The sequence below is a fragment of the Streptomyces sp. DSM 42067 genome (assembly GCF_055792885.1).
In genome coordinates this window covers 4,669,576-4,689,610 of sequence record NZ_CM147706.1, presented here as the reverse complement: position 1 = coordinate 4,689,610, position 20,035 = coordinate 4,669,576, and the positions used below count along the sequence as shown (strand labels likewise).

Here is a 20,035-nt window from a genome sequence, read left to right as displayed (position 1 = left end):
GGGCACTGCGGCTCGCGCGCGCCGTTCCATCTCGGTACCGCCGCCGTCCTAGCGCTGCCCCCGCCTGGGCCACTGCGGGCTCGCGCGCGCCGTTCCATCTCGGTACCGCCGCCGTCCTAGCGCTGCCCCCGCCTGGGCCACTGCGGCGGGCGCCGCCCCGCCTCGGCACTGCCGCGCCCTAGCGCCGGCCTTGCCCCGGCGACTCCCGCTCGCTCGCGCGCCGTCCCCATCCCGGCATGTCCGCGTCCTCGTGCAGCCCCGGTCTCGGCACCGCCGCCACCGCCGTCCCCGCCCGCTCACGCCCGCAGGCGTCTCCACCGGAGCTCCCTCGGAGACGCTCTCTCCCCGGGCTGCCGGTGTTTCAGCGGCAGCCGATCGCTGGGACCGCCCATGCCCCCAGGCGTCTCCACCCGGAGCCGCGCGGTCTCCGGGCCGCTCTGGCCTCCGAGCGGCGCCGTCGCTCTTGGGGGACCGGTCACGCTTCCAGCAGCCGCTGCCCCACGTACTCGCCCTTGGCCGCGCCGCCCGGCACGGCGAAGAGGCCGCTCGACTCGTGGCGGATGAACCGCGACAGGGCGTCGCCGCGGTCGAGTTTGCGCTGCACGGGTACGAAGCCGCGCAGAGGGTCCGCCTGCCAGCAGATGAAGAGCAGGCCCGCGTCCGGTACCCCGTCCGCGTCGAAGCCGTCGTGGAAGGAGAACGGCCGGCGCAGCATCGCGGCCCCGCTGTTCTGGTCGGGCCGGGTGATGCGGGCATGCGCATTGATCGGGATGACGAGGTTGCCGTCGGCGTCGGTCTGCTCGAGCTTCGGTTCGGTCGCCTCCGTGCCGCCGGTGAGGGGCGCACCGTCGGACTTCCGCCGCCCTATGACGTTCTCCTGATCGTTGACGGAGAGCTTCTCCCAGTCGTCGAGGAGCATCCTGATGCGGCGTACGACGGCGTAGGAGCCGCCGGCGATCCAGGACGGATCGCCCGAAGCGGGCACGAAGATGCGCTGGTCGAAGTCGTCGTCCGTCGGTTTCGGGTTGTTCGTGCCGTCGATCTGGCCCATCAGATTGCGGGCCGTCATGGGGCGGGCGGTCGCGCCGGGCGAGCGGTTGAAGCCGTTCATCTGCCAGCGGACGCGTGCGACGCCGACGGCCTCTTTCTGCACGGCGCGCAGTGCATGAAAGGCGACCAGTGCGTCGTTCGCGCCGATCTGCACCCATAGATCGCCGTTGCTGCGGGCCTTGTCGAGACGGTCCGAGGAGAAGTCCGGCAGCGGATCGAGGGCCACCGGGCGCTGCTTCTCCAGGCCGGTACGGGAGAAGAAGCTGTAGCCGAAGCCGAAGGTGACGGTCAGGGACGAGGGCCCGGCATCGCGTGCGACGTCGGTGTCATTGCTTCCGGCGGCCTCCCCTGCCATCAGCCGTTCAGCCATCGCCGACCAGCGGCGCATCAGTGCGGCCGCCTCCTTGCGGCCCGCGCTCGCCACCAGGTCGAACGCGATGAGATGACCGTGGGCCTGCATCGGCGTCGTGATGCCTGGTTGATGTTTCCCGTGAAACATCACCTCCTCCGCGCCGAGGGAGGTGAGAGACGCAGCGGCCGTGCCACTCGAGCCCTCATGGGAACCGGAGGACGCCGCGGCGTACCCCGCGGCACCGCCCGCCGCGCCCAGGGCAAGCCCGGTGGCGCCGGCCGTACCGAGGAGCCGTCGACGGGAAATGGACTGGTCAGGCATGGTGTTCAGCCGATCTTCACGTTCTTGTTGACGGTCACCTGGTCGATGTCCGAGGTACGCACGGTCACGGCGACCGTCCAGTCGCCCGCCATCGGGATCTGCACCCCGCTCGCGCTCCAGTGCCCCGTGACGATGTGGTCGGGGACGACGGGCAGCGGTCCGATGTCCTTGGACGTGAGCGTGAAGGAGACCTTCACCTCGGGAATGTCGAAGGGCCGGCCGTTCGGGCGCTTCACATAGACATGCATCTCGTTGCTGCCGGTCCGGCCCGGCGTCAGAGCGAGCGACACGGTGCCTTTGCCGTCCTGGCCGCCCGTGTCGAACGGAATGTCCAGGGTGACGGGACCGCTCAGCTCGGATGCGGCGGTGGTGGCACGGGCGGCCTCCTCTTCCGTGCGGCCCGGCTCGGTGGACGTCAGCACCGTGGTGACGGCGAGCAGGACCACGGCGACGCCGGCTTCGGCGAACACGGAGCGGCGCAGGCCTGAGCGATGCGGATCGGCGTCCCGGACGCGCTTCTTGCGGGCGGTGGCTATGGCGGCCTGCTGGCGGGCGAGTTGGGCGACGCGTGTGGCGTCGCGGCCTGCCGTTTCCACATGCTCGGCATGCGCCGCCTCCTCTGCATGCGCCGCCTCCCCGGCATGCTGCGCTTCCGCGCCCTCGGTGTTCGCGTCCTCGGCGTCCGCGCCTCGTGCGTCCGTGAGCTGCGCGGTCCAGCGGCGAGAGATCCAGGCGATGCCCACCAGCACCGCGACCAGCCCGATCTTCACGAGCAGCAGCTGCCCGTACGCCGTACCGGTGAGCGCCGACCAGGAGCCGACCTGGCGCCAGGACTGGTAGATGCCGGTCGCCGCCAGCACGCTGACGCTGCCGAGTGCGAGGCGCGAGAAGCGGCGTACCGCGGAGGCCTCGATCGACGGCGCGCGGTGCAGCGACACCAGCAGCGTCGTCAGACCGCCGAGCCAGGCCGCGACCGCCAGCAGATGCAGCACGTCGAGGGGCATCGCGAGCCCTGCCTGGATACCGGTCGAGGCGTGCTCGGCCATGGCCCACGTGGCAGCGAGGCCCGCCGCGACGACGGCGCCGCCGACGGCAAGGCCGAAAGCGAGGTCGCTTTTCTGACTGTCGGTCGCACAACCGTCGGTCTCGCTTTGACGTTCGGTCTCGCTTTGACGGTTGGTCTCGCTTTGACGGTCGTAGCCGCCTTGCCCGGCCGCATCGCCGTCATTGGTGGCGCCGACCCGACCGGCCCCATCGCCCTCGTCGCTCGCCTCGCCGCCATGGTCCCCCTCATGCCTGACGTACGCCCCGAACAGCACCGCGATGAACAGAGCGGCCGCGGCGAGCAACAGCAGGCGGGAGCTGAGTGCCGCGCCCGTCTTCGTCTGCAGCACCGTGCCGAGCTGCCCGAGGTCGAAGACGTCGGCGAGCTTTCCGGACCCGGTGTACGCGCCGCGCATGAGCAGCATCGTCAGGGTGGCCGCGGTCAGCGCGACCCAGCCGGAGACCACGACCCGCTGCACCGCCCGTACTCCCGCGCCGCGCGGCCAGCAGGCCAGTACGAAAGCGGCCCCACCGACCATGACGATGAACCCCGCGTACGACACATAGCGGGCGACACCATAGAGCGGGCCGACGACACCGCCGCCCGCCGTCTGGTCCCCCAGCGCGACCGAGGTCTTGGACGGCGCGCCCACAGAGAAGGTGAAGGCCCCGGCGATGGGGTGGCTGTCGGCCGACACCACCTGGTAGGCGACGGTGAAGGTGCCGTCGGGCAGGCCGGAGTGCAGCTTCACGCTGTAGACGTCCTCACCGAGGTTCTCCGGCTTGCCGGTGTCGACACGCTTGCCGGCCGGGTCGAGCACCCGGATCGAGCCGTCCGACATCGCCACGTCCTCCGAGAACGTGAGCGACACCTGCTTCGGCGCCGTCTCGACCACTGCCCCCTGCTTCGGGTCGCTCCCGAGCAGCGCGGCGTGCGCGGAGGCGGGCGCGGCACCGGCGATGAGCGCGCCCGTCACGGCGAGCAACAGCATCAGAAGATGCCCGACGCGGGGCGCGATGGACCTCATGAACTCTCCGTCTCTCTGACTGTGTCTCAGTGATGGCTTGACGGGTTGTACGTGGCGTCCTTCACCGGCAGCTCAACCGTGACCGTGCCCGACTTGGCGAAGTGCAGCTCAACGGACACCTTTTCGCCCAGCTTCGGCCTGTGCGTGAGCCTGTCGAACATGACGTGGTTGCCGCCCCGTGCGAAGTCGAGGGTGCCGCCTGCGGGTACGCCGAAGGACTTCTGCTCCTTCATCGCCCCGCCCTCGGTGGTGTGGAGGGTGACATCGGCGGCTATGTCGCTGCTCACGGAGGTGAGCTCGTCGGCGCCGCCCGAGTTGGTGACGGTGAAGTACCCCGCCGCCATGTCGGCCGTCGGCGGAACCGGCATATAGGCCCCGCTCACCTTCAGATCGGGCTTCTTCGCGGCCGCGCTCGCCTGCACCGAGCCGTCGCCGGAGCCGCAGCCGGTGAGCACGAGCCCGGCGGCGACGACCAGCGCACCGCAGGGCACGAGTCCCCTCGCGCCGCCGCCGTTGCCGCCACCGCCGACGACGCCGACTCCGGCCACGGTCCTCGTGCGAGTGCGGAAGCGGCGCCTCACGGTGTCTCCCCCTTGATCAGCTTCGGCAGGTCCTTCGTGTAGTCGTCGACCGTGGCGTCCTCGCCGTACAGGACATAGCCCGCGTCGGTCTTCGGGGAGAAGGCGACGACCTGGGTGCCGTGCATCGAGACGACCTTGCCGTTCTTGTCCTTGGTCGGCGCCTCGATGGAGATGCCGAGCTGCCGGGCGCCGGCCTGGATAGTGGAGAAGTCCCCGGTCAGGCCGATGAAGTCGGTGTCCTGTGCCTTGAGCCAGCTGGCGAGCGCGGACGGGGTGTCCCGCTCCGGATCGGTCGTCACGAAGACGACGCGCAGCTCGTCCTGCTCGGCCTTGGGCAGCTGCTTCTTGGCGACCGCGATGTTGCTCATGGTCAGCGGGCAGACGTCGGGGCAGTGGGTGTAGCCGAAGTAGATCAGCGTCGGCCGGCCCTTGGTCTGCTCGACCAGGTCGTACTTCTTCCCGTGGGTGTCGGTGAGGACCAGGTCCGGCTTGGTGAACGGCTTGTCCAGCACGGTCGCGGCCTTGTCCGAACTGCCCGACTCCACGGAGACCTCGGCGACGGGCTTCTTGGCGTCGTCGCCGCTGCCGCACGCGGAAAGGGTCAGCGTTGCGGCGGTCAGCACGGCGGCGGCGAGGAGAGTGTTCTTGCGCATAGGAAAATGTCCCAGATGTGAGGTGGCCGGTGGGCGCCGGGGTCGTCCGCGGTCGTCGGCACGACCCCGTGCCCACCGGAAGGTGGCTCAGCTGCCCGGCCGCTCGTCATGCGCTCGGCATGCGGTCGGCATGCTCAGCTGCCGGTGATCAGCTGCTGCTACGCCGGCGTCCGGCCAGCACACCGAACGCCACGCCGGCCGCACCCACGGCGATGCCGACGATGCCGAGGACGCGTGCGGTGGTGTCGCTGGAGTCCGCGGAGGCCGCTGCGGTCTCGGTGGTGCCCGAGGACGACTCCGACGTGGCGTCGTCCGAGGCGGCCGTGTCGTCCGAACCGCTGCCGTGGTGGTCGTCGGTGGCTGCCGACAGCTCGAGCACGGGCGCCGGGTTCTCCGGCTCCTCGTCGCCCTGCTGCACCTCGATCCAGCGCACGACCTCCTTGTTGGAGTACGTCTGGAGCGCCTTGAAGACGAGCTCGTCGGTGTCCTCGGGCAGCTGGCCGACGGAGAGTGGGAACTTCTGGAAGTAGCCCGGCTCGATGCCCTTGCCGTCGGCGGTCCAGGTGACCTTGGAGATGGCCTCGGTGATCTTCTCGCCGTGCAGCTCGAGCGGCTTGTCCAGCTTGGACGTGGTGACCTCCACCTTCCAGCCTTCGACGGGCTGGGGCATCACGGAGGCGAGCGGGTGGTCCGTCGGGAAGCTCACCTCGAGCTTGGTCGTCGAGGCGTCGTCGCGCTCGTTCGGCACCTTGAAGTCGATGACGGCGTACCCGCCCTTCGCGGCCTCGCCCTCCGGCTGCACGCTGACGTGCGCGAAGGCCGGAGCGGAAAGCAGCAGCACGGCGGAACCGGCGGCGGCGCCGACGACGGACAGACGGGAAACCTTCAGCCGCGCCGGCGCCTTCGCCGGTGCCTTCAGGGACGGGATGGACTGCTTGGGTGTGAGGGACTTCATGGAAGAGGGCTCTCCACTCTCAGCGGTGGTTCGACGGTGAGGAGGACAGCGCGCCCGATGGGCACGCGTGCGTGCCGCACGGCACCTCCTCCGACTCCGGCGAGTGGAGTGGTGCGCGCGTCAGGCAGCGAGAAGGAACGCGGCCGTGGAGGGCGGCCCGCGCCTGATCACCGTGTGCTGAAGTGCGGAGATACGCGGCTTCGCGGGCAGAAGCAGCGCTGTGCGCGGGGCGCGCGGACCCGCGTCGGGTGCCGCCCGAAACCCGGCGAGCAGGGCCCGTACGAGCGCGAGGGCGCGGCGCAGCGACCGTACGCGCGACACCTCGGCGACTCCGTGCGCCGACAGCCGCAGCAGGTGCCCCAGTGCGATGTCGCCGCGGCGCAGCAGCCAGCCCGCGGCGACGGCGGCGAGCACGTGCCCGAGGAGCATGGGCAGGGACGGCAGCAGCGCGGCCGCAGAGCCGGTGAGCGTGGACGCCGCTGCCGAGTGGTGGTGCAGGGAGTGCGCCGGTTCGAGGCCCGCGCTCGACAGGATCTGCTGGGCCTGGGCCGGGCTGATCGCCGCCGCCCCGGCGCCGCACACCAGTCGCGCGGCCCGTTCCACCAGGGCGGGATCGCTGACTGCCGACGCTGACCCCGCGCTCGCCGACGACGCGCCGACGACGCCCACGGCGGCCTCCGTACCGCCCTGCGCGAAACCGAACAGCGTGTGCAGCGCGGTCTGGCCCACGGCCAGCACCGCGGCGATACCGGGCAGTGCGCGCTCGCGCCCGGCGAACGGCACCGCGACGGCGAAGACGGAGAGGAAGGCCACCCCGAGCGCCCACAGCGGGAGCACCTCGCAGGAGGCGAGCGCATGCCCCGCCGCGGACAACGCGACACAGACCGCGGTGAACACCGCGGCCCTGAGGATCCGGAGATCCACTCCGTCGCGCGCCCTGCGCTGGTCGGGGGCAGTCATGGCCGAGCCATCATCGCACTGGCCCTGACCGCTCCGTACGGCAGGTCCACAAGGTCACGCCACGCCCGGAAGATCACGATATGAAACGAAACGCCCCTTGTGTCGATGGCCATACACCGACTCGCTCAACCTACGCATCGGCCGTCTGAGCGGCATTGCGTCAACCCTGTGCTTACTTCGTGCGCTTGTGGCAATACGTATCGGTATGTCGAGCCGCAGCCAGGAGGCTGGAGCATGAGCATGTGGTGGTCCCTCCATTTGCGGCGCGAAGCTGCGAGCGTTCCGCTCGCCCGGCGCCTGCTCATCGGGACTATGGAGACCGCGGGCGTGGATCCCGACGTTTCCTTCGATCTCTCCGTTGCCCTGAGCGAGGCCTGCGCCAACGCCGTGGAGCACGGAGGGGGAGCGGCCCCCGGCGGATCCTCGGGCGCGTACCGGGTGACGGCCTACCTCGACGGCGAGAAGTGCCGCATCGAAGTCGCCGACTCCGGGCCCGGATTCCCTGCGGGGCGGACCCGTCCGACGGCACGCCCCGCCCCCGGAGACGCCGAGCACGGCCGGGGGCTGTGCCTCATCCAGGAGCTTGCCGATCATGTGCAGTTCGACAACAAGCCGGGCAGAGACGGCGGCGCGGTGGTCAGCTTCGACAAGATCCTCAAGTGGAGGGAAGACGCGCCGCTGGTGACGGTGTAGGCCGGGGACCGGCCGAACGTCCCGCCTGATCGGTCCACCGGCCCGTCAGGCAGCCTGCCCCATCATCGGTCGACCGGCCCTGTCGGGCAGCCTGCGCCATAGTCGGTCGACCGGCCCCGTCAGGTACGCGGCCCATAATCGGTCCACCGCCCCGTCAGGCACGCCGGCCTCCCCGGAATCGGGGCACACCGGCCCCATCAGCACATAGGACGTCCACAGCTCGGCCCAATCCCTCTGCGAGGAATGGTCCCTAGCGTCGCGTCACATGACGGGAAGACACGCAGACAAGTCCATCACCAGGCGCCGCGCCCTCGCCGTCGGCGGCGGCGTGGCGGGGGCCGGAGGGCTCGCGCTCGCCGGGTACCAGGGAGCCTTCGCCGACGAGGTGAGCGACGCGGCCACGTCCGCCGCCACCACCTCCACCAGCACAACCGGCTCGTCGAGCGGAACGTGCGTCCTGATGTCCAGCGTCACCGAAGGCCCGTACTACCTGGACGGTGCCCTCGTGCGGAAGGACATCACCGAGGGCAAGGCGGGCGTGCCGCTGACCCTCCGTATCACCGTCCAGGACACCACCGAGTCCTGCGCGCCGGTCGCCGGGGCGGCCGTCGAGATCTGGCACTGCGACGCCTGGGGCTACTACTCGGGCTACACGACGGCCAACCCGGGCGGCAGCGCCCCCGCCGAGAGCGAGGACGGCTCGACGTCCAACGATCAGACGTACCTTCGTGGTTACCAGATCGCGAACGCCAACGGCGTCGTGAAGTTCGAGACGATCGTCCCCGGCTGGTACACGCCCCGCACCTGCCACATCCACGTCAAGGTGCACACCGGCGGCGAGAAGGAGGACGGCACCTACGAGGGCGGGAAGGTCAACTACACCGGCCAGCTGTTCTTCGACGACGACGTCGCCGAGGCGATCTTCGCGCTGGAGCCGTACTCCCAGCACACCGGTTCCTACACGAAGCTCGACGACGACATGGTGTACGACGGCGGGGGCGCCTCCAGCGGGCTGCTGACCCTCAAGCCGGTCCACAAGAGCGACCCGTCGAAGGGCTACAAGGGGTTCATCACCCTGGGCATCGACCCCGACGCGGAGAACGACGGCGCCGGCGGTGGTGGCGGCGAAGGCGGCACACCGCCGAGCGGTGCCCCGGGTGACGCGCCCAGCGCCGCCGCGTCGGAGTCCACGTCGTCCGATTCCACGACGTCCGCGTCCTCGTCGAGCGCCTCGTAACCGGCATGAAGACCGTCATGGACCGCAAGGACGAGGCCCTGGCGACGGCCGCCGTGGACGCCCTGATCGAGCAGCTCCGGCTCACCCCCAAGCCGGGACTGCCCGACGCCCGCGACCTCGAGGCCCTCGCCAGCCGCCAGGACCTGAGCGCCCTGCGCTGGTCGGCCAAGGCGCTGGCACCCGGACTCGAGGCCATGGCGGCGGCCGCCCGCCGCATCGGTGAGCCCGGCCGCGCCCTCCGCGAGGAGCTCGGCGCGATCGGCCGGGCCACCGAGCGGTCGGCACGGCTGGCGGGCGGAGGTCATCGCGGGGCGCTCTGGACGCTCGGCCTGCTGGTCGCCGCGGCCGCCCTGGAACCTCAGGCCGTACATGGCGACATCATGGCAACCGCCAAACGCATCGCTGCCCACCCCGACCGCCGCGCCCCGCGACGGCCCTCCATCGGCTCGACGGTCTCCGCCAAGTACGGCGCGGCGGGTGCACGAGGCGAGGCGCGAGCCGGGTTCCCGCACGTGCGCCGGGCGTCGGAAGCGCTGGCCAGGGCCGGCGCCGGCGGCCCGCACTCCCGGCTGGACGCCCTGCTCACCGTGATGTCCACGCTCCAGGACACCGGGCTGCTCTACACAGCGGGCCCGCACGGGCTGCGCCGCGTCCAGACCGGCGCCCGTACCGTGCTCGAGGCGGGAGGCACCGCCACCGACGAGGGCCGGGCGGCGCTCGTGGAGTTCGACGCCGGCCTGCGCAACGACGGTCTGCACCCCCGCGGCAGCGGCGGCCTCCTCGCCGGCGCGCTCTTCCTGAACTCCCTGCCGGTCACACCGTCCCCCGTGTGACCGGCAGGGTCGTACCCGAGCCCCCCGGTACGACAGTGGCCGGGCACCCCCACGGCGCCCGGCCACCTCATCCGAATGTGCTGCTCAGCCCTTGAGCTTCGCCATCCACAGCTCGACCTCGTCGGAGCGGCGCGGCAGCCCCGCCGACAGGTTCCGGTTGCCGTCCTCCGTCACGAGGATGTCGTCCTCGATACGGACACCGATGCCGCGGTACTCCTCCGGCACCGTCAGATCGTCCGCCTGGAAGTACAGGCCGGGCTCGACGGTCAGGCACATGCCCGGCTCCAGCGTGCCGTCCACGTACGTCTCGGTCCGCGCGACCGCGCAGTCGTGGACGTCCAGACCGAGCATGTGACCGGTGCCGTGCAGGGTCCAGCGGCGCTGCAGCCCCAGCTCCAGGACCCGCTCGACCGGGCCCTCGACGAGACCCCACTCGACCAGCTTCTCGGTGAGCACGCGCTGCGCGGCGTCATGGAAGTCGCGGTACTTGGCGCCCGGCTTCACGGCCGCGATACCGGCCTCCTGGGCCTCGTACACGGCGTCGTAGATCTTCCGCTGGATCTCGGTGTACGTGCCGTTGATCGGCAGCGTGCGCGTGACGTCGGCCGTGTAGAGGCTGTGGGTCTCCACGCCGGCGTCCAGGAGGAGCAGGTCGCCGGAGCGCACCGGGCCGTCGTTGCGCACCCAGTGCAGCGTGCAGGCGTGCGGGCCGGCGGCGCAGATCGAGCCGTAGCCGATGTCGTTGCCCTCGACGCGGGCGCGCAGGAAGAACGTGCCCTCGATGTAGCGCTCGCTGGTCGCCTCGGCCTTGTCCAGGACCTTCACGACGTCCTCGAAGCCGCGCACCGTCGAGTCGACGGCCTTCTGCAGCTCACCGATCTCGAACTCGTCCTTGACCAGGCGGGCCTCGGAGAGGAAGACCCTCAGCTCCTCGTCGCACTCGCCCGTCACCTTGTCGGTGAGGGCGGCCTCGATCCCGGCGTCGTACCCGCGCACGACCCGGACGGGCCCCGTGGCCTCGCGCAGCTTGCCGGCCAGCTCGCGCACATCGGCGGCGGGGATGCCGTACAGCTGCTCGGCCTCCGCGAGGGAGTGGCGGCGGCCGACCCACAGCTCGCCCTGGCCGTCCAGCCAGAACTCGCCGTTCTCGCGGTCGGAGCGCGGCAGCAGATAGATCGTTGCCTCGTGGCCGCCGGTCGTCGGTTCCAGGACGAGGACGCCGTCCTCGGTCTGGTTTCCGGTGAGGTACGCGTACTCGACGGAGGCGCGGAAGGGGTACTCGGTGTCGTTCGAGCGGGTCTTCAGATTGCCCGCGGGAATGACGAGGCGCTCGCCCGGGAAGCGCGCGGAGAGCGCGGCGCGGCGGCGCGCCGTGTGCTCGGCCTGGGCGATCGGCTGCAGGCCGCGCAGCTCGGTGTCGGCCCAGCCGGACTTCATGTTCTCGGCGAGCTCGTCGGACACGCCCGGGTACAGGCCGTTCTTGCGCTGCTTGATCGGCTCTTCGGCTTCGGTCTCCGGCCCCGCTGCGGTAGCAGCAGAGTCCAAAGCTTCCGGGAGCTCGTCGGCCACGGTCATCCTCCTCGATACGGCACTGGACCTTCCCCCAGGCTCTCGGTGGTGATCGAGCAGGGGGGACCTCCACCATCGTACGGGCGCAGGTAAGGGGGCCCAGGGCCGAAGGACCTGTCGCGAGGAGGTCTGAAGCCAGATGGCCGCTCACTCGAAGCGGGCCGCCAGCAGCACCACGTCCTCCTCGCTCTCGGCCTCGGCGAGCCCGTCCGGCAGCACCTGGCGCAGGACGTGGTCGGCGATGCCTCCGGGGTCCTGTCTCAGCACTCGCGGCACGCTCGCCGCCGCCGCGTGCAGCCGTGCGAAAGCCCGGTCCGTGGGATCGCCGGTGCGGTGCAGCAGGCCGTCGGTGCACAGCAATACCGTTTCGCCAGGCTCCGGCCGGATTTCCACGCTCGGCGCCTCCCAGCACGCCAGCATTCCCAGCGGCGCTGACAGCGACGTCTCCACGAACTCCGTGCGCCGCTCGCCGACGATCAGCGGCGGGCTGTGCCCGGCTCCGGCCAGCGTGATCTTGCGCAGCAGGGGTTCGCAGTACGCGAACAGGGCGGTGGCGCTCCGCGCGGGCTCGGTCAGCCGCATCAGCAGTTCGAGATCGGACAGCACGGCGACCGGATCCTCGCCCTCCATCACCGCGTACGCCCGCAGAGAGGCCCTCAGCCGCCCCATCGCGGCCACCGCGCTCGGTCCGCAGCCGGTGACGGAGCCGACGGCGAGTCCGAGCGCGCCCTCGGGCAGCGGCAGCGCGTCGTACCAGTCGCCTCCGCCGCGCGGGCCGGTGCGATGGCGGGCGGCGAGCTGCACCCCGGCGACCCGGGGCAGCCGTGCGGGCAGCAGCTCACCGGTGATGGTCGCCACGGTCGAGCGGGCCCGCTCCAGTTCGAGCAGCCGGGCCAGATGCTCGGTTGCGTAGCGCGCATAGAGGCCCACGAGGTGCCGCTGCCGTTCGACGGGCTCGGCCGGCTCGTCGTACAGCCAGACCGCCGCGCCGAGCCGGCCCGCCGCATCCGTGGCCAGCGCCAGCGTGTAGCTGGCGGCGAAACCGAGGCGCGCCGCGACCGCGCGATGGCGCGGATCCAGCTCCTCCTCGGCGAGCAGGTCGGGGTGCGCGATCTCGGCGTCACCGCCCGGAAGCCCCTCCAGAATCCGGCCGTACGAGGTGGAGCTGCGCGGCACCGTCTCCATATGGCCGAGATCGGCGCGGCCCAGGCCGAGACCGATCGTGGTGTCCGGGCCGTCGCCGTCGGCAGGCTCCAGGATCACGAGACCGCGGCGGGCGCCGACGAGAGCGGCTCCGGCGTCCAGCAGTTCGTGCAGGGCGCCGTCCAAGGACGCCGTGCGGGCCAGCCGTTCGGTGAGTTCGTGCAGCGTGGTGAGGTCGGAGACCCAGCCGGCGAGCCGGTCCTGGAGCACGGCGCAGGGGGCGCTGGGGGAAACGGCCGACGGGGAACCCGATGCGGAGGATGCGGGCGCGACAGTGTGTGCGGGCGGTGGAACCGTTGAATCGATTCCAGCCACTTTCGGAAGGCGGGGGACGTTCATGGCGTCCCGCTTTCGGGACGGTGCGTATTGCCCAATAGCATCGCAAACCCCCATGTCAATCTGCGCCGCTAGCAGTGTCTCCACATCTACACGCACTCGTCAGGGGATGTCCAGCATTGTCCTGCTGGGATTCCTGGTGTCCATGAGGTGCGCCCGATGATGTGAACTTGGCCAAAAATTGCCCCAGGTAACGGCATATTGCGGTCGACTGGTTTTGTTCGACGGAGCGTCATCGCGGTTGTGATGGGTACGTACTCGGTGAAGGCCAGGGGCAGTTGGGGATCATCCCGGAACCTGGCGCCGGACCCGGGCGTCTTAACCACCGACGACCGTGACCCCATCCTCCCGTGGCGGAGGTGGCGAGAACCACGCGCGACGGCAAACGCCAGGCGCCGCCACCCCCGCGCCATGCTTTTAATGGACGCAGCCGACGATTGGCGCTGCGGCTCATCGGGGTTTCCCCCTGCCTCGGGCTGGGGTGTGATGCGCCTGCTTGTACGCACAGTAAGTGATGCACACAAGGTGTGACGTGACCCTCGGCGTTCAACGGAAAGGAACGAGCGCTCATGCGCGAGATCCCCGGAAGGCGACGCAGGATCCTCTCCAGGCGAAACAACGGGAGGCCTGAGTTGATCAGCGCGGCCCTGAACTTCGCGACCGCATGGCAGTGGCCCGTACTCCCGGGTGTGGGGCTCCGGACGCGAGGCGCCGACCTCTGCGCCTGCCCCGACCCGGAGTGCACGGTGCCCGGCGCTCATCCCTTCGACCCCGTGCTGCTTGCCGCCACCACCGACGAGCCCATGGTGCGCTGGTGGTGGACGAACCGGCCCGAGGCGCCGATCCTGCTCGCCACCGGAGGCCGCGCCCCGTGCGCGGTCAGCCTGCCGGCCCTCGCGGGCGCCCGCGCCCTCGCGGCGCTCGACCGCAGGGACGTGCGGCTGGGCCCGGTCGTCGCGAACCCGGACCGCTGGTTCCTGCTCGTCGCGCCCTACTCGCTGGAGCAGCTCGGCGAGCTGCTGTACGCCAAGGACCACGTGCCCGGTTCGCTCCGCTTCCACGGCGACGGCGGCTATCTGGCACTGCCCCCGTCGGTGACCGGCCCGGGCCAGGTCCGCTGGGAGCGCGCTCCGCTCCCCGGCTCCGCGGCCCCCTGGCTGCCCGACGTCGAAGCCATCGTCGACACCGTGGTGGAAGCCCTCACTCGTACGGGTGTGAGCGCACCCGAGTTGTAGGGGCAACCGGCGCGCGGCGAACTGTGCGCCTGCGAACCGCCGTTATCTTCAGGCCATGCTCTGTCTCCCCGGGGGGCGTTCCCCGGATCTCCGGATGCGTTCCACCGGCCACCGGAGGCGCCCCCCGACCCCTCGTCTGATCGTGCTCTCCGTCCTTGTGGCGCTGACGGCTCTGCTGCCGTTGACCGGAGCATCGGCCGGGCCTGCGCACGAGGACGTGACAGGCGGGTCGGGACCGGCGGCCCGTACCGCGGAGGCCGCACGCACGGCTTCGGAACCGGGCGCGGGCAGCGTCGCACCCGCCGGAGACCTCGCGAGCGGGAGTGACAGCACCTGGCGTGAGAGCACCGGGGATGACAGCACGTCGTCGCCGTCGTCATCGTCCGAGGCGTCCGGCCCGGTCGCCGCCGCCCGGTGCGGTCCGGAACTCTCGTCGACCGACGGCATCGAGGCCCAGACCTGCGTGCTGACCCAGGGAGATCAGACCTGGGCGCGCACTTACTACCGCAACGAGACCGGCCGGGAACTCGTTTCCGTACTGACGCTGATGGTGCCGGACGGGCAAACGGTGCAGATGCACTGCGCGGTGACTGCGGGAGACATCTCCGGGGCGTGCGAAACGCCGAGGGAGCGCACAACGGGGGATGCGGCGGCGTATGCGGCCGTGGCGGAGTTCGCGGCGACAGGCGCAGCCCCGGGCAGTCAGGAGGCCGAACCGCTGCTGCTGCGCTCCGGCAGCGATGAACCCGCCTGATCATGAGGCGGGTTGAGGCACGAGGCATCCGGGGCGAAGTCGCGGCGTCCGGCGTGTGTCCGACGGCTGGTGCCCGGACATGGAAGCGCCCGGTTGCTGGCGACGGGGGATGCACCAGCAACCGGGCTCGATTGAACGGTAACAAGAGATCGGCTGTTCGCAAATTCGATCTCGTGGATCCGGGCGCTGAATTACCTGCATTTGCAGGGAGTTGTGACAGGAGTCACGGCTGATCTGAAGATCTTCGGTTGATTGCCCGGGCAGCTATGCGTCAGCTGAGAGTCACCTGTCGATTCGTGAGGCCGCCGCGCGCGCGGCGCTCGTCCGCCGTGAGCGGCGCGTCGGACGCGAGCGCCGCGGCGAGCCGCTCGGCGAACTCGGCCGCCGGCTTCTCGATGTCCTCGCCCGAGACGCCCGAGGGCAGATCCCAGACCGGAACCGTGAGCCCGTGCGCACGGAACGAGCCGACCAGGCGCGTGCCCTCACCGAGCCCCGACGCACCGGCCGCGTGCAGCCGCGCGAGCGCGTCGATGAGCTGCTCCTCGGGATACGGCATGACCCAGCGCAGATGGTTCTTCTCCGGGGTCTCGCACCAGTACGCGGCGTCGACGCCGGAGAGCTTCACGGTGGGGATCGCCGCGGCGTTCGCCCGCTCCAGCGAGGCGGTGACCTCCGGCGACGCGTTCTCCGAGTCGGGGACCCAGAACTCGAACCCCGAGTGCACGACCGGCTCGAAGGGCGCCTTCGGGTCGAGGAGGTCCTGCAGACGCGGGGCGTCCGAGGGAGCGCGGCGGCCCTGGACGGGCGTGCCCGGCTCGGCAGTCAGCGCGCGCTGCAGGGTGTCGGCGAGATCGCGGCTGATGTCGCCCGACGGGGTGTCGTTCTGCAGGCCGAGCAGCACGGAGCCGTCGTCGCGGCGCAGCGCCGGCCACGCCATGGGCAGCACGGTCGCGAGGGTCACCGACGGAACTCCCTCGGGAAGCTCGTCCTTCAGGGTCAGTTCGACGGTCGCGGCGGGCACCAGCTCGCGCAGCGCGATCCAGTCCCCTTCGCCGGCCAGGCCCTCGAAGGGGCGGTGCACCAACTCGGTCACCGCGTGCGCGGCGGCCCTGCCATGGCATGCCTTGTAGCGACGGCCCGAACCGCACGGGCAGGCTTCGCGGGCTCCGACCACCGGCACGTCACCCTCGGCGCCTGCGGTGCGGGCGCCATTGGTGATCTGCGCCTTCTTGGCCTTGGTCTGACTGCGCTTTTTGGCCATCTTGGGTGTCTCCCGCCAGCGGCTGGTCCTGTTACGGGCGCGAGCCTAGCCGCTCGTACGGACAGCGGCGGGGATCAGCCCGGCGCGACGGCCGTGGCGGAGGCGCAAGCGGGCGAGTCCGTCCATGTCGCCGCCGCCAGAGGCGGTGCCGGTTCAGTCCATGTCGTCGAACGCGTCCGCGAAGTCCAGGTCCGATATGTCTGGTATGGCCGACACCGGTGGCGCCGCGATGCGCGTAGCGAAGTCGTCGCGTCGGTGGCCGTGCACATCGCCATGGACCACGACCCACACCGTGACCTCACCGTGGGCGTCGTCCCGGACACCCCAGTCGTCGGCCAGTGCCGTGATGATGTTGAGCCCGCGGCCGCCATGTGCGGTGACCGAGGGCGTGGCCGGAACCGGGCGGGTCGGACCACCGCCGTCCGTCACCTCGACCATCAGCCGGCCGCCTGCGTCCACGCTCCACGCGGCCCTGACGTCCCCATCACCGGCGAGGGCATCGCCCAGCGGCCTGCCGTGCCGGCAGGCATTGCTGAGCAGTTCGGAAAGGATCAGTACTGCATCGTCTATGACCGAGTCCGGTACGCCACCTATGCGCAACTGATCGCGCATCCGGTGTCTCGCTTCCCCCACGCCCGCAGGGCCATGGGGCACGGCCATGCTTGACGACGTGGGCACCTCCTGTGCCACCACCAACGCCACCCCCGAGACCTCCTTCGCCCCACGCCACGGTGTGGATGCCCCAATGGGTACGACGGGAAACCGGCCAATACACCGCCTGTGACGCACTCGTCACGATCAAATACGGATCGAACGCGCCGGTGCACTCCCTGTAACGGGCGCTCAGGCGGCTGTCAGGGGCTATTTACGGCCAAGCTGGGACAGAACCTGCCGGGGGCGATTGGTGATGATCGCGTCGACGCCCAGTTCGGCACAGAGCTCCACATCGGCGGGCTGGTCGACGGTCCAGACGTGCACCTGGTGGCCCGCCTGCTTCAGCCTGGCGACGTATCCCGGGTGGCTGCGGACGATGCGGATGCCGGGCCCCGCGATGCCCACCCCCACGGGCAGCCGTCCGTCGCGCAGCCGCGGAGAGAGGAACTGCATCAGGTATACGGCGGGCAGGGTGGGCGACGCCGCCCGGATGCGGTGCAGCGAGCGCGCCGAGAAGCTCATGATCCGTACCGGCGAGGGCCCCTCGGCGGGCGGCGAGTCCAGCCCGAAGCGCTTGAGGAGGGCCATCAGCCGCTCCTCCACCTGCCCGGCCCAGCGGGTGGGGTGTTTCGTCTCGATGGCCAGCCCGACCGGGCGGCCCGCGTCGGCCACGAGTTCGAGCAGCCGCTCCAGGGTGAGGACCGAGGTGTCCTCCGGGTCCGCGTGCTCCTCCCAGTCCGGGCTCTCCTCCCAGCCGCGGTCCCCTGCGGGGGTCTGCTGCTTCTTCCAGGAGCCGAAGTCGAGCGCGGCGAGGTCGGCGAGCTCCAGGGCCGAGACGGCGCCGCGGCCGTTGGACGTACGGTTGACGCGTCGGTCGTGGACGCAGACGAGATGGCCGTCCGCGGTCAGCCGCACATCGCATTCGAGGGCGTCGGCCCCGTCCTCGATCGCCTTCTTGTATGCGGCCAGGGTGTGTTCGGGAGCGTCCTCGGAGGCTCCACGGTGGGCGACGACCTCGATCAGGTGCTGTCGTGCGTAGGTCACCGCGTCATGGTGCCACCGCCGCTGGGTAGACGTGCGAGAGAGGGTGCCGGAGAGGGCCCGCCGATGGGTGGCGTGAAATGGCCTGTCCGGCTGGAGGGCCCTCCCCGGATGCGTCCGTTTCGTCGGAGATAAAGGATGGCATCGGACGCACAGGAACGGCTTATGGTGCCCTGACGTCCCTTGGTAAAAGCTGACCGCATACAAATGCACAGCTGGACCGTGCCGGTTCGTGGCCGTAGGCGACCGAGTACGACCGAGAAGAACAGCCGTGGATCGAGGAGAAGAGCTGTGAGCACCGAGAACGAGGGCACTGTGGTACCCCCGGCCCCGTCTGCACCTCCTGTGCCGGTGGAAACTCCCGCCACATCCGCGACGCCCGGCAGCGCTACGCCCGGCAGCGCGGCGCCCGGAGCGCCGAGCCAGGGTGCCGCGGCCGCCACGGCACACCCGCAGGGCGACCACGTGACCGCACAGCATGGGCAGGTCGCGCATGAGCAGAGTGCCCTTGGTCAGGGTGCGGCTATGGGTGCGTACGGCGCGGCGTATCAGCACGCCGATGCCGCTCACGGCGGGACGCCGGGCCAGGGCGCCCCGGAGTCGCACGGTGGCGCGGCGGGGCACGGTGGCGCGGCGGGGCACGGGAGTGCAGCCGCCGGTGAGTGGCCTCCCCCGCCGCCGACCGTTCCCTCGTACGCGGGAGGTGGCGGCGGCTCCGGCTGGGGCTCCTCGTACCAGCCTCCTCAGCCGAAGCCCGGCGGGCGGCGCGGCGGACTCGTCGCCGCGGTGCTGGCGGCCGCGTTGCTGGCAGGAGGCGTCGGCGGCGGCGTCGGCTACTGGGCGGCGGAGCGCAACGACACCGCGAGCTCGACGACCGTCTCCGGCTCGGACACCCCGTCGGATCTGAAGCGTGATCCCGCCTCGGTCGCCGGGATCGCCGCTGCGGCGCTGCCCAGCGTCGTGACCATCGAGGCCACGGCCGGCGACGGAGAGGGCGGCACGGGCACCGGCTTCGTCTACGACACGCAGGGCCACATCCTCACCAACAACCATGTGGTGGCCTCGGCTGCCGACGGTGGCAAGCTCTCCGCCACCTTCTCCGACGGCAAGAAGTACGACGCCGAGGTGATCGGCCGCGCCCAGGGATACGACGTCGCGGTCATCAAGCTGAAGAACGCCCCCAACAACCTGAAGCCGTTGCCGCTCGCCGACTCCGACCAGGTGGCCGTCGGCGACGCGACGATCGCCATCGGCGCGCCCTTCGGCCTCTCGAACACGGTGACCACGGGCATCGTCAGTGCCAAGAACCGCCCGGTGGCTTCCAGCGACGGTACGGGCACCAGCAAGGCGTCGTACATGAGCGCCCTGCAGACCGACGCCTCCATCAACCCGGGCAACTCCGGCGGCCCGCTCCTCAACGCGCGCGGCGAAGTCATCGGCATCAACTCGGCCATCCAGTCCGCAAGCAACGGCCTGGACGGCGGCGGCCAGGCCGGCTCGATCGGCCTCGGCTTCGCGATCCCGATCAACCAGGCGAAGAACGTCGCCAAGCAGCTGATCAAGACGGGCGAGCCGGTCTACCCGGTGATCGGCGCCTCGGTCTCCCTCGAGGAGGACGGCGGGGGCGCGAAGATCACCGACGAGGGCGCCAACGGCGCCGACCCGGTCACCCCGGGCGGCCCCGCCGACAAGGCGGGCCTCAAGCCCGGCGACGTCATCACCAAGCTCGACGACACGGTGATCGACAGCGGTCCGACCCTGATCGGTGAGATCTGGACCCACCAGCCCGGCGACACCGTCAAGATCACCTTCAAGCGGGACGGCAAGGAGCACACGGTCGACGTGGTCCTGGGCGAGCGCAAGGGCGACAGCTGACGCGACACGGCGACACGGCGACACGGCGACACGGCGACGTGGCGACGGGGCCGGCGGAACCGGCCCCCCATCCTGCAGGGGCGGTCCGGGGGGCGGGACGCTCCCGTTCCCATGTCCGTGACAGGTAGGCTGTAGCCGCTCCGCCCCAGGTGGCCGGGGCGAGGTGGGTTGCCCGAGCGGCCTAAGGGAACGGTCTTGAAAACCGTCGTGGCGCAAGCCACCGTGGGTTCAAATCCCACACCCACCGCTAGCAGGTCAGAGACTGTGCAGGTCAGAAGGGGTGCTCCCAGGCGAGGGAGCACCCCTTCTGCATGCGGGCTGTCTCACCCTTTCTCGCCGGTATCCCAGCTTTGACCAGTACGTATGGGCCATCCGCGGGCCAGGGTCAGGGCTGATCACG

At 70.9% G+C, this 20,035-nt stretch carries 17 protein-coding genes and 1 tRNA gene; 7 read left to right on the top strand and 11 right to left on the bottom strand.

Annotation, left to right across the window (positions count from 1 at the left end; translation table 11 throughout):
• Nucleotides 1–475: 475 nt before the first annotated feature.
• From efeB to ACSMXV_RS21495, 6 genes are all read right to left on the bottom strand, one after another.
• On the bottom strand, nt 476–1,723 hold the full coding sequence (gene efeB / locus ACSMXV_RS21520) for an iron uptake transporter deferrochelatase/peroxidase subunit (RefSeq protein WP_473172964.1): 1,248 nt from the start codon (nt 1,721–1,723) through the stop codon (nt 476–478).
• Nucleotides 1,724–1,728: 5 nt separating this feature from the next.
• Nucleotides 1,729–3,795, bottom strand: a complete 2,067-nt coding sequence (locus ACSMXV_RS21515; protein WP_473172963.1) for a copper resistance CopC/CopD family protein — start codon at nt 3,793–3,795, stop codon at nt 1,729–1,731.
• 26 nt (nt 3,796–3,821) lie between these two features.
• Nucleotides 3,822–4,286, bottom strand: a complete 465-nt coding sequence (locus ACSMXV_RS21510) for a copper chaperone PCu(A)C (RefSeq protein ID WP_473179021.1) — start codon at nt 4,284–4,286, stop codon at nt 3,822–3,824.
• An 86-nt stretch (nt 4,287–4,372) separates the two neighbouring features.
• Nucleotides 4,373–5,029: an SCO family protein gene (locus ACSMXV_RS21505; protein ID WP_473172962.1), complete on the bottom strand. Its 657-nt coding sequence runs from the start codon at nt 5,027–5,029 to the stop codon at nt 4,373–4,375.
• 148 nt (nt 5,030–5,177) lie between these two features.
• On the bottom strand, nt 5,178–5,918 hold the full coding sequence (locus ACSMXV_RS21500; RefSeq protein ID WP_473179020.1) for a YcnI family copper-binding membrane protein: 741 nt from the start codon (nt 5,916–5,918) through the stop codon (nt 5,178–5,180).
• Between the two features lie 186 nt (nt 5,919–6,104).
• Nucleotides 6,105–6,944 (bottom strand): hypothetical protein, encoded by an 840-nt coding sequence (locus tag ACSMXV_RS21495; protein WP_473172961.1) that lies wholly within the window; start codon nt 6,942–6,944, stop codon nt 6,105–6,107.
• 234 nt (nt 6,945–7,178) lie between these two features.
• Here ACSMXV_RS21495 and ACSMXV_RS21490 point away from each other — a divergent pair, with 234 nt between their 5' ends.
• From ACSMXV_RS21490 to ACSMXV_RS21480, 3 genes are all read left to right on the top strand, one after another.
• Nucleotides 7,179–7,637, top strand: a complete 459-nt coding sequence (locus ACSMXV_RS21490) for an ATP-binding protein (RefSeq protein WP_473172960.1) — start codon at nt 7,179–7,181, stop codon at nt 7,635–7,637.
• Between the two features lie 265 nt (nt 7,638–7,902).
• The gene (locus ACSMXV_RS21485) at nt 7,903–8,874 is read left to right on the top strand and encodes an intradiol ring-cleavage dioxygenase (RefSeq protein ID WP_473172959.1); all 972 of its coding nucleotides are present in this window, start codon (nt 7,903–7,905) and stop codon (nt 8,872–8,874) included.
• 5 nt (nt 8,875–8,879) lie between these two features.
• On the top strand, nt 8,880–9,707 hold the full coding sequence (locus ACSMXV_RS21480; protein ID WP_473172958.1) for a triphosphoribosyl-dephospho-CoA synthase: 828 nt from the start codon (nt 8,880–8,882) through the stop codon (nt 9,705–9,707).
• An 84-nt stretch (nt 9,708–9,791) separates the two neighbouring features.
• On the opposite strand, the gene ACSMXV_RS21475 is transcribed toward ACSMXV_RS21480, so the two are convergent.
• The gene (locus tag ACSMXV_RS21475; protein ID WP_473172957.1) at nt 9,792–11,282 is read right to left on the bottom strand and encodes an aminopeptidase P family protein; all 1,491 of its coding nucleotides are present in this window, start codon (nt 11,280–11,282) and stop codon (nt 9,792–9,794) included.
• A 141-nt stretch (nt 11,283–11,423) separates the two neighbouring features.
• Nucleotides 11,424–12,872, bottom strand: a complete 1,449-nt coding sequence (locus ACSMXV_RS21470) for a PP2C family protein-serine/threonine phosphatase (RefSeq protein ID WP_473172956.1) — start codon at nt 12,870–12,872, stop codon at nt 11,424–11,426.
• Between the two features lie 512 nt (nt 12,873–13,384).
• On the opposite strand from ACSMXV_RS21470, the gene ACSMXV_RS21465 reads away from it, so the two are divergent.
• Together ACSMXV_RS21465 and ACSMXV_RS21460 are read left to right on the top strand one after the other, a co-directional pair.
• The gene (locus ACSMXV_RS21465) at nt 13,385–14,050 is read left to right on the top strand and encodes a bifunctional DNA primase/polymerase (RefSeq protein WP_473172955.1); all 666 of its coding nucleotides are present in this window, start codon (nt 13,385–13,387) and stop codon (nt 14,048–14,050) included.
• A 142-nt stretch (nt 14,051–14,192) separates the two neighbouring features.
• On the top strand, nt 14,193–14,804 hold the full coding sequence (locus ACSMXV_RS21460) for a hypothetical protein (RefSeq protein ID WP_473172954.1): 612 nt from the start codon (nt 14,193–14,195) through the stop codon (nt 14,802–14,804).
• A 271-nt stretch (nt 14,805–15,075) separates the two neighbouring features.
• On the opposite strand, the gene ACSMXV_RS21455 is transcribed toward ACSMXV_RS21460, so the two are convergent.
• From ACSMXV_RS21455 to ACSMXV_RS21445, 3 genes are all read right to left on the bottom strand, one after another.
• Nucleotides 15,076–16,065, bottom strand: a complete 990-nt coding sequence (locus tag ACSMXV_RS21455; protein ID WP_473172953.1) for a DUF5926 family protein — start codon at nt 16,063–16,065, stop codon at nt 15,076–15,078.
• A 153-nt stretch (nt 16,066–16,218) separates the two neighbouring features.
• Complete coding sequence (locus ACSMXV_RS21450) at nt 16,219–16,854, bottom strand: ATP-binding protein (protein ID WP_473172952.1); 636 nt, start codon at nt 16,852–16,854, stop codon at nt 16,219–16,221.
• 72 nt (nt 16,855–16,926) lie between these two features.
• A complete protein-coding gene (locus tag ACSMXV_RS21445) occupies nt 16,927–17,763 on the bottom strand; it encodes a glycerophosphodiester phosphodiesterase (RefSeq protein WP_473172951.1) in 837 nt (278 codons plus the stop codon).
• A gap of 288 nt (nt 17,764–18,051) precedes the next feature.
• Between ACSMXV_RS21445 and ACSMXV_RS21440 the strand changes: the two genes are divergently transcribed.
• A complete protein-coding gene (locus ACSMXV_RS21440) occupies nt 18,052–19,635 on the top strand; it encodes a S1C family serine protease (protein ID WP_473172950.1) in 1,584 nt (527 codons plus the stop codon).
• 162 nt (nt 19,636–19,797) lie between these two features.
• A tRNA-Ser gene (locus ACSMXV_RS21435) sits at nt 19,798–19,882 on the top strand.
• The last annotated feature ends 153 nt before the right edge of the window (nt 19,883–20,035 follow it).

Coding starts and splice junctions, on each gene's coding strand:
- ACSMXV_RS21515 (WP_473172963.1), bottom strand. CDS start 3,795: ATGAGGTCCATCGCGCCCCGCGTCGGGCATCTTCTGATGCTGTTGCTC.
- ACSMXV_RS21495 (WP_473172961.1), bottom strand. CDS start 6,944: ATGACTGCCCCCGACCAGCGCAGGGCGCGCGACGGAGTGGATCTCCGG.
- ACSMXV_RS21470 (WP_473172956.1), bottom strand. CDS start 12,872: ATGGGGGTTTGCGATGCTATTGGGCAATACGCACCGTCCCGAAAGCGG.
- ACSMXV_RS21485 (WP_473172959.1), top strand. CDS start 7,903: ATGACGGGAAGACACGCAGACAAGTCCATCACCAGGCGCCGCGCCCTC.
- ACSMXV_RS21475 (WP_473172957.1), bottom strand. CDS start 11,282: ATGACCGTGGCCGACGAGCTCCCGGAAGCTTTGGACTCTGCTGCTACC.
- ACSMXV_RS21455 (WP_473172953.1), bottom strand. CDS start 16,065: ATGGCCAAAAAGCGCAGTCAGACCAAGGCCAAGAAGGCGCAGATCACC.
- ACSMXV_RS21480 (WP_473172958.1), top strand. CDS start 8,880: ATGAAGACCGTCATGGACCGCAAGGACGAGGCCCTGGCGACGGCCGCC.
- ACSMXV_RS21465 (WP_473172955.1), top strand. CDS start 13,385: ATGCGCGAGATCCCCGGAAGGCGACGCAGGATCCTCTCCAGGCGAAAC.
- ACSMXV_RS21490 (WP_473172960.1), top strand. CDS start 7,179: ATGAGCATGTGGTGGTCCCTCCATTTGCGGCGCGAAGCTGCGAGCGTT.
- ACSMXV_RS21505 (WP_473172962.1), bottom strand. CDS start 5,029: ATGCGCAAGAACACTCTCCTCGCCGCCGCCGTGCTGACCGCCGCAACG.
- efeB (WP_473172964.1), bottom strand. CDS start 1,723: ATGCCTGACCAGTCCATTTCCCGTCGACGGCTCCTCGGTACGGCCGGC.